The 12,907-nt window shown below is 74.1% G+C and carries 12 protein-coding genes; 8 read left to right on the forward strand and 4 right to left on the reverse strand.

The window, feature by feature from the left end:
* The first annotated feature begins 359 nt into the window (after positions 1 to 359).
* The 8 genes from tkt (at position 360) to purT (ending at position 10,255) form a co-directional block, all read left to right on the forward strand.
* Positions 360 to 2,447 (forward strand): transketolase, encoded by a 2,088-nt coding sequence (gene tkt, locus AB7F12_RS03100; protein ID WP_428496633.1) that lies wholly within the window; start codon positions 360 to 362, stop codon positions 2,445 to 2,447.
* Between the two features lie 37 nt (positions 2,448 to 2,484).
* Positions 2,485 to 3,597, forward strand: coding sequence for a transaldolase (gene tal / locus AB7F12_RS03105; protein ID WP_428496634.1), 1,113 nt, complete (start codon positions 2,485 to 2,487; stop codon positions 3,595 to 3,597).
* Between the two features lie 8 nt (positions 3,598 to 3,605).
* Positions 3,606 to 5,093: a hypothetical protein gene (locus tag AB7F12_RS03110; RefSeq protein ID WP_428496635.1), complete on the forward strand. Its 1,488-nt coding sequence runs from the start codon at positions 3,606 to 3,608 to the stop codon at positions 5,091 to 5,093.
* A gap of 63 nt (positions 5,094 to 5,156) precedes the next feature.
* Positions 5,157 to 6,728 carry a glucose-6-phosphate dehydrogenase gene (gene zwf, locus AB7F12_RS03115; RefSeq protein WP_428496636.1) on the forward strand — a complete coding sequence of 524 codons (1,572 nt, stop codon included), beginning with the start codon at positions 5,157 to 5,159 and terminating at the stop codon, positions 6,726 to 6,728.
* A 28-nt stretch (positions 6,729 to 6,756) separates the two neighbouring features.
* Positions 6,757 to 7,710 carry a glucose-6-phosphate dehydrogenase assembly protein OpcA gene (gene opcA, locus AB7F12_RS03120; protein WP_428496637.1) on the forward strand — a complete coding sequence of 318 codons (954 nt, stop codon included), beginning with the start codon at positions 6,757 to 6,759 and terminating at the stop codon, positions 7,708 to 7,710.
* 28 nt (positions 7,711 to 7,738) lie between these two features.
* Positions 7,739 to 8,521, forward strand: a complete 783-nt coding sequence (gene pgl / locus AB7F12_RS03125; protein ID WP_428496638.1) for a 6-phosphogluconolactonase — start codon at positions 7,739 to 7,741, stop codon at positions 8,519 to 8,521.
* 10 nt (positions 8,522 to 8,531) lie between these two features.
* Positions 8,532 to 8,936: a hypothetical protein gene (locus AB7F12_RS03130; RefSeq protein WP_428496639.1), complete on the forward strand. Its 405-nt coding sequence runs from the start codon at positions 8,532 to 8,534 to the stop codon at positions 8,934 to 8,936.
* A gap of 80 nt (positions 8,937 to 9,016) precedes the next feature.
* On the forward strand, positions 9,017 to 10,255 hold the full coding sequence (purT, locus tag AB7F12_RS03135; RefSeq protein WP_428496640.1) for a formate-dependent phosphoribosylglycinamide formyltransferase: 1,239 nt from the start codon (positions 9,017 to 9,019) through the stop codon (positions 10,253 to 10,255).
* 153 nt (positions 10,256 to 10,408) lie between these two features.
* Here the strand turns inward: purT and AB7F12_RS03140 are convergent, their stop codons facing one another.
* The 4 genes from AB7F12_RS03140 to tpiA form a co-directional block, all read right to left on the reverse strand.
* Entirely contained in the window at positions 10,409 to 11,233 is an 825-nt protein-coding gene (locus AB7F12_RS03140) for a class I SAM-dependent methyltransferase (protein ID WP_428496641.1), read from the reverse strand.
* A gap of 26 nt (positions 11,234 to 11,259) precedes the next feature.
* Positions 11,260 to 11,601 (reverse strand): RNA polymerase-binding protein RbpA, encoded by a 342-nt coding sequence (locus tag AB7F12_RS03145; protein WP_147111155.1) that lies wholly within the window; start codon positions 11,599 to 11,601, stop codon positions 11,260 to 11,262.
* Between the two features lie 44 nt (positions 11,602 to 11,645).
* Positions 11,646 to 11,879, reverse strand: a complete 234-nt coding sequence (gene secG / locus AB7F12_RS03150; RefSeq protein WP_428496686.1) for a preprotein translocase subunit SecG — start codon at positions 11,877 to 11,879, stop codon at positions 11,646 to 11,648.
* A gap of 207 nt (positions 11,880 to 12,086) precedes the next feature.
* Positions 12,087 to 12,881: a triose-phosphate isomerase gene (gene tpiA, locus AB7F12_RS03155; protein WP_428496642.1), complete on the reverse strand. Its 795-nt coding sequence runs from the start codon at positions 12,879 to 12,881 to the stop codon at positions 12,087 to 12,089.
* Positions 12,882 to 12,907: the final 26 nt, after the last annotated feature.

Raw genomic sequence — 12,907 nt, forward strand, 5'->3', positions numbered from 1 at the left:
CCGTCGGGGGGCCGGCGCGGGATCCGGGGCAGTTCAGTGCCGCACTTCTACAGCGTGTCGATGGTAACCGGGCGCATGACGGGCGGGAGCGTGGGGTAGACCGCATCACGGCCCCACCGCCGGCGCCGGCCACCGGACCCACCCACACGATCACCGACGGTGATCGTGACGGTTCCCGACCGCACCGGGTCGGGTCCACCTCGCGTCCACTGTGCAGCGCCTCCCACGTCGCGAGTCCGACCCGGTCACGTCGGCCGGAAGGCCCCTGGCGGAGCAGGGCTGCGTGACTAGGCTGAACCCGACCGGTCCCGTGACCACGCGGGCCCCCACGATCCGAGACGACCCCAGGAGCGCAACCCGTGTCAGCGACCGACGTCTCCCCCCTCCTGCATGCCGACGTGCCCGCCGACTGGACCGACCTCGACCGCAAAGCCGTCGACACGATCCGGGTCCTGGCCGCCGACGCAGTGCAGAAGGCGGGCAACGGCCACCCCGGCACCGCCATGAGCCTCGCCCCGCTCGCGTACACGCTGTTCCAGCGCGTCATGCGGCACGACCCGGCGGACGCCGACTGGGTGGGGCGCGACCGGTTCGTGCTGTCGTGCGGCCACTCGAGCCTCACGCTGTACCTGCAGCTGTACCTGTCGGGCTACGGCCTGACGCTCGAGGACCTCGAGGCGTTGCGCACGTGGGGCTCCAAGACCCCCGGCCACCCCGAGCACCGGCACACCCCGGGCATCGAGATCACGACGGGCCCGCTCGGGCAGGGTCTCGCGTCGGCGGTCGGGATGGCGATGGCGGCCCGCCGCGAGCGCGGCCTGTTCGACCCCGACGCCCCCGAAGGTTCCAGCCCGTTCGACCACCACGTCTACGTGATCGCCTCCGACGGCGACATCGAGGAGGGCATCACCTCCGAGGCGTCGTCGCTGGCCGGCCGCCAGGAGCTGGGCAACCTCACCGTCGTCTACGACGACAACAAGATCTCGATCGAGGACGACACCGACATCGCGCTGTCGGAGGACACCGCGGCCCGCTACGAGGCCTACGGCTGGCACGTGCAGGTCGTCGAGGGCGGCGAGAACGTCACCGGCATCCTCGCCGCGCTGGAGGCGGCCAGGGCGGAGACGCAGCGGCCGTCGTTCATCCTGCTGCGCACGGTCATCGGCTATCCGGCGCCGAACAAGATGAACACCGGCGCCGCGCACGGTGCCGCCCTGGGCGCCGACGAGGTCGCCGCGGTGAAGGAGGCGCTGGGCTTCGACCCCGCCAAGAACTTCGACGTGGACCCGAAGGCGCTCGCGCACGCGCGTGAGGTCCGCGACCGCGGGCAGCGGGCGCACGAGGAGTGGACGAGGTCCTTCGAGGACTGGGCCGCGCGCGAGCCGGAGCGCAAGAAGCTGTTCGACCGGCTCGTCGCCCAGCAGCTGCCGGAGGGCTGGGCCGACGCGCTGCCCCACTGGGACCCCGACCCCAAGGGCGTCGCCACCCGCAAGGCGTCCGGCGAGGTGCTCAACGCGCTCGCCGACGTGCTGCCCGAGCTGTGGGGCGGCTCGGCCGACCTGGCCGAGAGCAACAACACGACGATGAAGGGGGCCGACTCGTTCGGCCCCAAGGACGCCGCCACGAAGATGTGGAACGCCCATCCCTACGGGCGCACCCTGCACTTCGGCATCCGGGAGCACGCCATGGGCGCCGCGCTCAACGGCATCGCGCTGCACGGCCCGACGCGTCCCTACGGCGGCACGTTCCTCGTCTTCTCCGACTACATGCGCCCCGCGGTGCGCCTCGCCGCGCTGATGAAGGCCGGCCCGATCTTCGTGTGGACGCACGACTCGATCGGCCTGGGCGAGGACGGCCCCACGCACCAGCCGATCGAGCACTTCGCGGCGCTGCGCGCCATTCCCGGGCTGGCGTTCGTCCGGCCCGGCGACGCCAACGAGACCGCCGCGGCGTGGAAGGCCACCCTCGAACGGCACGACGGTCCGGTCGGCCTCGCGCTGACCCGGCAGAACCTGCCGGTACTGGAGGGCACGTCCACCGAGGGCGTCGCCCGGGGCGGCTACGTGCTGGCGAAGGAGTCGGGTGCCGACGGTCCCGCGCTGATCTTCATGGCGACGGGCTCGGAGGTGCAGATCGCCGTCGAGGCGCGCGAGGTGTTCGAGGCCGAGGGCGTCCCCACCCGCGTCGTGTCGATGCCGTGCGTCGAGTGGTTCGAGGAGCAGGACGACCTCTACCGCGAGGACGTGCTGCCGGCCGCGACCCGCGCCCGCGTCTCGATCGAGGCCGGCATCGCGATGCCCTGGTACCGCTACACCGGCGACGCCGGGGAGCACGTGTCCATCGAGCACTTCGGCGCGAGCGCCGACTACAAGACGCTGTTCCGCGAGTTCGGGATCACCACCGAGGCCGCCGTCGCCGCGGCCCGCAGGAGCCTGGCGCGGGTATGACGGGCCCCGTGCCGGGACACGAGCAGAGGAGATCTACATGAGCACCCACGAACGGCTCGCCGCGCTGTCCGCGGCGGGCGTGTCCATCTGGCTCGACGACCTGTCCCGGGAGCGGCTGCGCAGCGGCAACCTGCGGGAGCTGATCGAGGACTGGAACGTCGTCGGCGTCACCACCAACCCGACGATCTTCGCCGGGGCCCTGGCCAACGGCGAGGCCTACACCGACCAGATCCGTGACCTGGCCGCCCGCGGCGCGTCGGTCGCCGACGCGGTGCGCGAGATCACGGTCGCCGACGTGCAGCAGGCCTGCGACGTGTTCTCCGGGACCTGGGAGGCCACCGGCGGCATCGACGGGCGGGTCTCGCTGGAGGTCGACCCGACCCTGGCCCGCGACACCGAGGCCACCGTCGCCGAGGCCGTGGACCTGTGGAAGGCCGTCGACCGGCCCAACCTGCTGGTCAAGATCCCGGCCACGGAGCAGGGCCTGCCGGCGATCAGCCGGGCGCTGTCCGAGGGTGTCAGCGTCAATGTCACGCTGATCTTCTCGGTCGAGCGCTACCGCCTGGTCATGGAGGCCTACCTCAGCGGCCTGGAGCAGGCGGCCGCCAACGGGCACCCGCTGGCACCGATCACGTCGGTCGCGTCGTTCTTCGTCTCCCGCGTGGACACCGAGATCGACAAGCGGCTCGACGCCATCGGCACCGACGAGGCAAAGGCACTGCGCGGCAAGGCGGGCGTCGCCAACTCCCGGCTGGCGTACGCGGCGTTCCAGGAGGTGTTCTCCGGTGCGCGCTGGGAGGCACTCGCGGCCAAGGGCGCCAAGGTCCAGCGGCCGCTGTGGGCGTCGACCGGGGTGAAGAACCCGGACTACTCCGACACCCTCTACGTCACCGAGCTCGTCGTCGCCGACACGGTGAACACGATGCCGGAGAAGACGATGAAGGCGTTCGCCGACCACGGCGAGCTGCAGGGTGACCGTGTCACCGGCACCGGCGCGCAGGCCCAGGAGGTGTTCGACGCGCTCGAAGGCGTCGGCATCGACCTCACCGACGTCTTCCTCGTCCTGGAGAACGAGGGTGTCGAGAAGTTCGACAAGTCGTGGGACGAGCTGGGCGCCACCGTGCGAGAGCAGCTGGACGGCGCACGCTGACGCGCCCCGTGACGCTCGTCGAACCGGGCGACGGTCCGCTCGCCGCCGATGCCGCGCTCGTCGCGGCGCGGCTGGCGGGTGAGACCGTCGCGTCCCGGATCGGCGAGGGCGACCCCAGCGTGTGGGGCCGGGCGGCGACCGACGCCGTCGGCTGGGCCGCGCTCGCGCGCACGTCGCGGCCGCTGGTCGGGCAGATCACGGCGCTGCGTGAGCGGTTCCGGGTCGACGGCGCGCGTCGCGTCGTCCTCGTCGCCGCGCCCGGTCAGGCGCACGGCGCCGCGCTGCTGGCCCGGGCGTCGGCGGCCCCGCTGGAGGTGCTCGACTCGGCCGACCCGGGCCCGCTGGCCGACGTCCTCGACGGCGACATGGGCTCGACGGTCCTCGTGCACGTCGACACGGCCGGCCCGGCCGACGGACCGACCGACGCGATCGTCGCCGTCCTGCAGGACGCGATCCGCGCGGAGGGTGTCCGTGCCGAGGGCCGGGTCGTCGTCGTGACCGAGGCGGGCTCCCGGCTGGAGAAGCTGTCGCTGTCCTCGGACGTGCCGGTCGTCACGGCCGAACGCGACGTCCCGTCCCGGTTCGCCACCCTGGGGGCGACGGCGCTCGTCGCGGCCGGGCTCGCGGGCGCCGACGTCGAACGGGTACTGGCCGACGCGTCGGCGGCCACCGCCGCGGTCACGGCCGACCACCCGGACAACCCCGGGCTGGTGCTGGCGGGCCTGCTGCTCGCCGGGGACGGCGGCCCGCTCGTGATCGACCCGGACAGCGGGCCGGAGGGGCTCGCCGACTGGGTCGAGCACATCGTCGGCGGCTCGACCGGCGGGCTCGGCCCGCTGCCGCTGCTGGTCCCCGGCGGAGGCGGGCGCGGGCCGTCGCTGGCGCTGCGCCGGGGGACGGACACGTTCCGGACCCGTGGCGAGGTCGGGGCGCAGGTCGTGCTGTGGCAGTACGCCGTCGCCACCGTCGCGCGGGTGCTCGGCGCCGACCCGTTCGGCGGCGGCGGCGCGCCGGCCGCGGGCGCGACGCCCCTGCCGTGCATCGCCGTCGACGGCGGGGTCGAGATCCGGGCGGGCGGCGGGTTGCACGCCGCGACCGTCGTGGCGGCGTTGCGCGCGCTCACCGGCCCGGCCGGCGGGGCGCTGGCCGTCGAGGCCTGGCTCGACCCGCGGGAGGACGCGTCGGCGGCGGTGCTCGGACCCGAGCTCGCCCGCCGCACCGGGCGGGCCACGACGTTCGGCTGGGCCCCGCGCACCCTCGACGGCGTCGGCCGCCACCACCGCGACACCGCGGACAGCGCGTTCCTCGTGATCACCGGCACCGCAGAGCACGACCACGGCCTGCCGGGCGGCGGCACCCTCGACGACGTCGTCGCCGCACAGGCGGGGGCCGCCACCGCCGACCTCGTCGCCGCGGGTCGCCCCGTGCTCGCCCTGCACCTGCGGGACCGCCTCGGCGGCCTCGTCACCCTCGCCCGCGCGGTCCAGGAACTGTGACCGCCCACCGGCACGCGAACAACCGGCCATGACGACGCCTCGCACGCGACGAGGAGAACGGGGATGACACCGATGACGGCTGGCAGTACCACCGCCGGTCCGGGTGCGCTCGGCTGGACCAACCCGCTGCGCGACCCCCGCGACAAACGCCTGCCCCGCATCGCCGGCCCCTGCGGGCTGGTGATCTTCGGCGTCACCGGCGACCTCTCCCGCAAGAAGCTGATGCCGGCGATCTACGACCTCGCCAACCGCGGTCTGCTGCCACCGGGCTTCGCGCTGGTCGGGTTCGCCCGCCGCGACTGGGGCGCCGAGGACTTCGGCAAGGTCGTCCTCGAAGCCGTCCGCGCCCACGCCCGCACCCCGTTCCGCCAGGAGGTGTGGGACAAGCTCGCCGAGGGCTTCCGCTTCGTGCAGGGCACCTTCGACGACGACGACGCCTTCGACCGGCTCGCCCGGACCGTGCACGACCTGGACCGGGTCCGCGGCACCGGCGGCAACCACGCCTTCTACCTGTCGATCCCGCCCGCCGCGTTCCCCGTCGTCTGCAAGCAGCTGGCCCGCTCCGGGCTGTCGGCGCAGGACGGCGAGCAGTGGCGCCGCGTCGTCATCGAGAAGCCGTTCGGCCACGACCTCCGGTCGGCGATCGAGCTCAACGAGATCGTCAACGAGGTGTTCCCCGAGGACTCGGTGTTCCGCATCGACCACTACCTCGGCAAGGAGACCGTCCAGAACGTCCTGGCGCTGCGCTTCGCCAACCAGCTGTTCGAGCCCATCTGGAACAGCCACTACGTCGACCACGTGCAGATCACCATGGCCGAGGACATCGGCCTGGGTGGGCGCGCCGGCTACTACGACGGGATCGGCGCCGCCCGCGACGTCATCCAGAACCACCTGCTGCAGCTGCTCGCGTTCACCGCGATGGAGGAGCCCGTCTCCTTCTCCTCCGACGAGCTGCGCGCCGAGAAGATCAAGGTGCTCAACGCCACCCGGCTCGTCGGGCCCATCGAGGAGACCACCGCCCGCGGCCAGTACACCGGCGGCTGGCAGGGCGGCGAGCTCGTCCGCGGGCTCAAGGAGGAGGACGGCTACGACCCCGACTCCCGCACCGAGACGTTCGCGGCGATCACCGTCGAGGTCGACACCCGCCGCTGGGCCGGGGTGCCGTTCTACCTGCGCACCGGCAAGCGGCTCGGACGTCGCGTCACCGAGATCGCGGTGATCTTCAAACGCGCCCCGCACCTGCCGTTCGACGCGACCATGACCGAGGAGCTGGGGCAGAACGCGCTGGTCGTGCGGGTGCAGCCCGACGAGGGCGTCACCATGCGGTTCGGGTCGAAGGTGCCGGGCAGCCAGATGGAGGTCCGCGACGTCACCATGGACTTCGGCTACGGCACCGCGTTCACCGAGGCCTCCCCGGAGGCCTACGAGCGGCTGATCCTCGACGTGCTGCTGGGCGAGCCGTCGCTGTTCCCGGTGAACTCCGAGGTCGAACGTTCCTGGCAGGTGCTCGACCCCGTCATCGAGGCGTGGGCGGGCGCCGACGGCGGCCCCGACCCCTACCCGGCCGGCAGCTGGGGGCCCGAGTCGTCCAACCGCATGATGGCCCGCACCGGACGTCACTGGCGGCGACCGTGACCACCGCTGTTTCCGGGAGGAACCCCCGATGATCGTCGACCTGCCGTCGAGCACCACCTCCATCGTCAACCGCAAGCTCGTCGAGCTGCGGGAGAAGGGCGGGGTGATGGCGCTGGGCCGCGTCCTCACCCTCGTCATCGTCACCGACGACGGCGGCGGCGCCGAGGACGCCATCGAGGCCGCCAACACCGCCAGCCGCGAGCACCCGTGCCGGGTCATCGTCGTCGCCCGGGGCGCCCGCAAGGCCGCGCCGCGTCTCGACGCCCAGATCCGGGTCGGTGGCGACGCGGGCGCCAGCGAGGTCGTCGTCCTGCGCGGGTACGGCCCGCTCGCCGCCGAGGAGGCCGGCGCCGGCATGGTGGTGCCGCTGCTGCTGCCCGACGCGCCCGTCGTCGCCTGGTGGCCCGGCGACGCACCCGCCGTCCCCTCCGACGACCCGATCGGCCGCCTGGCGCAGCGCCGCATCACCGACGCCCTGTCCGCGCGCAACCCGACCAAGGCGTTCGAGCAGCGCCGCGCCGGGCACGTCGCGGGCGACACCGATCTCACCTGGACGCGGCTCACCCACTGGCGGGCGCTGCTCGCCACCGCGCTGGACAACCCGCCGCACGAGCCCGTCACCGGAGCCGTCGTCGCCGGGGAGAGCGTGTCCCCGTCCACCGACCTGCTCGCCGGCTGGCTCGCCGTCCGCCTCGACGTGAAGGTCAAGCGCTCGCCCGCCACCGGCAACGGCGGCGGCATGTCGTCGGTGCAGCTCACGCGCCGGTCCGGGGCGATCGAGCTGTTGCGTCCCGACGGCCACACCGCGACGCTGCGCCAGCCCGGCCAGCCCGACCGGATGATCGTGCTGACCCGCCGCGGCGTCCCGGACTGCCTGTCCGAGGAGCTGCGCCGGCTCGATCCCGACGAGATCTACGCCGAGGCCCTCACCGGCATCGGGCGTGTCTCCCGTGGCCGGTCCCCCGTCAACCTCGTCCCCTGACCCACCCCGCGAGAAGGTAGGCCTGCCCATGGCGCCCCAACCGGACGTCGTCGTCCACCGCACCCCGGACGTCCTGGCCGCGGCCGTCGCGGCCCGGCTGGTCACCAAGCTCGTCGACCTGCAGGCCGCCGGGCGCACACCGCGGCTGGGCCTCACCGGAGGCGGCATCGGCATCGCCCTGCTCGAGCAGCTGCGCACCGGCACCGCCCGCGACGCCGTCGACTGGTCACGGATCGAGTTCTACTGGGGAGACGAACGGTTCCTGCCCCGCGGGCACGCCGACCGCAACGAGACCCAGGCCAGGGAGGCGCTGCTCGACCACGTCGCCATCGACCCCGGCAACGTCTTCGCGATGGGCGCCGACACCGGCACCGGCCCGGCGGGCGCCGACGCCGCCGCCGAGGCCTACGCCGACATGCTCGCGGGCCGGGCCGCGCCCGAGGACCACGGTCCCATGCCGGCCCTCGACGTCCTGTTGCTCGGCATGGGCGGGGAGGGGCACACCGCGTCGATCTTCCCGCACTCCCCCGCCGTCTACGAGACCGAACGCACCGTCGTCGCCGTCCACGGCTGCCCGAAGCCGCCCCCGACGCGCATCTCCCTGACGCTGCCCGCGATCCGCAACTCCGTCGAGGTCTGGGTGATGACCACCGGTGAGCCGAAGGCCGCCGCCGTCGCCATGGCCCTGACCGGGGCGGGCGAGGTGGCCATCCCGGTCGCCGGGGTGAGCGGACGCAGCCGCACCCGCTGGCTGCTCGACAAGGCGGCCGCGTCGAAGCTGCCCCGCGACCTCGTGCCCCCGATCGCCTGACCGGAACCCCGTGACCGTCCTGGTGGTCGACGGCGCCAACGTCGTGGGGTCGCGGCCCGACGGGTGGTGGCGCGACCGGGCCGGTGCGGCCGCACGGCTGACGAGCCGGCTCGCGGCGGCGCTGCGGGCCGGGCCCGCGTCGACGTCCGGCCTCGCCGCCGACGTCGAGCGGATCGTCGTCGTCCTGGAGGGCGCCGCCCGCGCGGCGGTGATCGACCCGGGCGACGGGCTCCGGGTCGTCCGGGCCGAGGCTGACGGCGACTCCACGATCGTCACCGTCACCGCCGACCTGGTCGCCGCGGGAGCCGCGGTCGTCGTCGTGACCGCCGACCGGCTGCTGCGCGCCCGCGTCGAGGCCGTCGGCGCGGGTGTCGCGGGGCCCGGGGCGCTGCTGCGCGCCCTCGACGCCCTCTGAGGCGGCAGTGGTGGCCGCGACGTGCGGACTCCCCCACATCGGGGAGGAAGGCGGCCCGCGCGGGACCTATCGTGATCGTCATGACCGCGACCGGCGATCGCTGCGACGACCCGATCCGCCTCGGGACACCCCTGACCCCCGGCGCGACGCGCGTCATGCTGCTCGGCGCCGGTGAGCTCGGCAAGGAGGTCGTGATCGCGCTGCAGCGGCTCGGCGTCGAGGTCGTCGCCGTCGACCGCTATCCCGACGCCCCCGCCCACCAGGTCGCCCACCGCGCCCACACGGTCGACATGACCGATCCGGCCGCGCTCACCGCGGTGATCGAGGCCGAGCGACCGCATCTCGTCGTCCCCGAGATCGAGGCCATCGCCACCGATGCGCTGCTCGCCGTCGAGGCGGCCGGCACCACCACGGTCGTCCCCACCGCGCGGGCCACCCGGCTGACGATGGACCGCGAGGGCATCCGCCGCCTCGCCGCCGAGGAGCTCGGCCTCCCGACCTCGCCCTACGCGTTCGCCGACTCCCGCGAGGAGGTCCGCGCCGCGATCGAGGGCCCCGCCGGGGTGGGCTACCCCTGCGTCCTCAAGCCCGTGATGTCGTCGTCGGGCAAGGGGCAGTCGGTGCTGCGCTCGGACGCCGACCTCGACCGGGCGTGGGAGTACGCGATGGCGGGCGGGCGCGTCGCCCGGACGCGGGTGATCGTCGAGGGCTTCGTCGCGTTCGACTACGAGATCACCCTGCTCACCGTGCGCGCCCGCGAGGCCGACGGCACGACCGGCACACATTTCTGCGCGCCCATCGGGCACCTGCAGCGCGACGGCGACTACGTCGAGTCCTGGCAGCCGCAGCCGATGAGCGACGCCGCGCTCGCCGAGGCCCGCCGGATCGCCGGTGCCGTCACCGCCGACCTGGGCGGCTGGGGGGTGTTCGGGGTGGAGCTGTTCGTGGCGGGCGACCGCGTGCTGTTCTCCGAGGTGTCCCCGCGCCCGCACGACACCGGTCTGGTCACCCTCGCCACCCAGCGGCTCTCGGAGTTCGAGCTGCACGCCCGCGCGATCCTGGGCCTGCCGGTCGACGTCACGCTCACCGGCCCCGGGGCGTCGGCGGTCGTCTACGGCGGGGTCGAGGCGGCCGGGATCGCGTTCGACGGGGTCGCCGACGCGCTCGCCGTGCCGGGCACCGACCTGCGGTTGTTCGGCAAGCCGGAGAGCTTCACCCGGCGCCGCATGGGGGTGGCGGTCGCGTCGGGCGCCGACGTCGCGCAGGCCCGCGAGCGGGCGACCGAGGCTGCCGCCCGCGTCCGTCCGGTGGCGCTCTGACCCCCGCGCCGGGGGCGGCCGCCGGCAGCGCCCTGCCGCAGGGCCGGCCCGCCGGGCCCCCGTCGCGCCGGTCCGGCGTCGGGCCGGTGCCGACCGGGATCTGACCGGCGCGGGGTCCGGCTCGGCGCCGGTCCGGGTGTACTCGTCGGGGTCTCAGCCCGTGATGCGGACCGCGACCTGCTCGTCGGCGACCGAGTAGGCCTCCCACGCGAACGTGCGCCCCGACGCGGCGACGTACTCCCGCCACGCCCGGGCCTCGTGCTGCTCCCAGCCCGGATAGTTGAAGAACTCGTCGAACAGCACGACGCTGCCCGGCCGCAGCCTCGGCCCGACGAGGCCGAGCACCGTCGCCGTCGACGAGTACAGGTCGGCGTCGAGGTGCAGCAGGTCGACCGGCCCCGGGTGGGCGTCGAGGAAGCCGGGCAGGGTGTCGGCGAACAGCCCGACGACGATCTCGGCGCCCGGGACGTCGGGCGGCCCGGTGACGTCGTCGAACACGCCCTCCCGGAAACCGGCACGCCACGTCTCGGGCAGGCCGTCGAACGAGTCGAACCCGGCGACGCCACCCGGGTCACCGGCGCGCGCACCGGCGATGCGGGTCAGCGTCCCCCCGGTGTAGACGCCGAACTCCAGCGCCAGCCCACCGCCCGGGGCCTTCGCGATCGCGTGGTCGAGCGTCGACGCCGCGTCGGGCAGGGCGACGGCCTCGCGCAGCTCCGCCTCGACGAACCGCGAGGTGGACGCGACCGCGGCCCGCTCGGCGGCGGCCACGAGGTCACGGCGCGACCGGCGCTCGGCGGCGTGCAGCTCGGCGACCACGGCGGCCCGGGACCGGTCGGTCGCGTCGGCCAGCTCGGCGCGCAACGCCGTGATCTCGGCGCGCAACGCCGTGGTCTGATCGTCGACGCGACGGGTGACCACCTCGTCGACGGCGCGGATCAGCTTGGCGCGCAGCGCCTCACGGACTCTGCTGCGCACGAGCCCCGGTCGGGACCGGACGAGGATCAGAGCTCGCGCGACGCGCGGAGCCGGCCGAGGGCCTCTTCGAGGATGGCGGCGCCGTCGGCGTCGCTGCGGCGCTCCTTCACGTAGGCGAGGTGCGTCTTGTACGGCTCGTTGCGGGGGGCCGCGGGCGGGGCGGTGTGGTCACGCCCGGCGGGCAGGCCGCAGCGGGGGCAGTCCCAGGTCTCGGGGATCTCCGCCTCAGCTGCGAACGACGGGCGTGTCTCGTGGCCCGTCGCGCAGAAGTAGGCGACCCGGACCCGCGGCGCGGTCTCGCCCCGCTCGGACTCGCCCATCGGACCGGCCCCGACCCGGGTGCCGCGGATCGCGTTGCCACCAGACATCGCCATGTCTCGTACTCCTTCTTCCGACCGGTCCGCCCGGCCTGTCAGCCGATCTTGATCAGCACGCCGGTGCCGACGATCGAGATCAGCCAGATCGCGGCGGTGAACAGGGTCATCCGGTCGAGGTTCTTCTCCGCGACGCTCGATCCGGACAGGCTCGACTGGACGCCGCCGCCGAACAGGCTGGACAGCCCGCCGCCGCGGCCGCGGTGCAGCAGGATCAGCAGCACCAGCACGAGGCTGGAGACGATGAGCACGATATCCAGGGCGAGCTTCATCCCATCCTCATTCACATCGGGGTCCACCAGGCTACCTGTCGGGCGCGGGCATCCGCCCGGGAGGTCCTGATGTTCCTCTCCGGTGTCCTCGCGCACCGCAGCGCGGGTGTTACGCAGCGCACCGCGGGGACGAACGGCGGCGAGGACGGGCACGGACGACGAACGGGGTGGGGCCGCGGCCCCACCCCGTCGCCTGCCGTCGCGCGGTCAGGGCAGCGGGCCGCCCGCCGCGATGGCGCACAGCTTGGCGAACTCGTCGGGGTCGAGGCTCGCCCCGCCGACGAGCGCGCCGTCGACGTCGCTCTCCCCCACGATCTCGCCGACGTTGCCCGACTTGACCGAACCGCCGTAGAGCACGCGGACCGCACCGGCGACCGTGTCGCCGTACAGCCCGACCAGCTCGGCGCGCAGCGCCCCGCAGACCTCCTGGGCGTCGGCCGGGCCCGCGACCCGGCCGGTGCCGATCGCCCAGACCGGCTCGTAGGCGACGACGATCGTCGCGGCCTGCTCGGCGGTGACGCCGGCCAGCGCCGCGGTCAGCTGCGAGGCGCAGTGCCCGACGTGGCCGCCGTTCTCCCGGACCTCGAGCCCCTCGCCGACGCACAGGATCGGGACGATGCCGTTGGCGAACGCGGCGTGCACCTTCGCGTTGACGACCGCGTCGTCCTCGTGGTGGTACTCGCGGCGCTCCGAGTGCCCGACGACGACGTAGCGGCACTGCAGCTTGGCCAGCATCTGACCGGAGACGTCGCCGGTGTAGGCACCGGACCCGTGCTGCGAGATGTCCTGCGCGCCGTGCGTCATCAGCAGACCGTCACCGTCGATGACGGTCTGGACGCTGCGGATCGCGGTGAACGGCGGGAGCACCGCCACCTCGACCTTGTCGTAGTACTTCTCCGGCAGCCCGTAGGCGAGCTTCTGCAGGAAGGCGATGGCCTCGAGGTGCGTGAGGTTCATCTTCCAGTTGCCGGCGATGAGCGGCTTGCGGCCGGTCCGGGTCACAGTCGTCCTCGCGTTCGTCGGTCCGC

The sequence above is a fragment of the Pseudonocardia sp. genome (assembly GCF_050250275.1).
In the GTDB taxonomy this organism is placed as follows: Bacteria; Actinomycetota; Actinomycetes; order Mycobacteriales; family Pseudonocardiaceae; genus Pseudonocardia.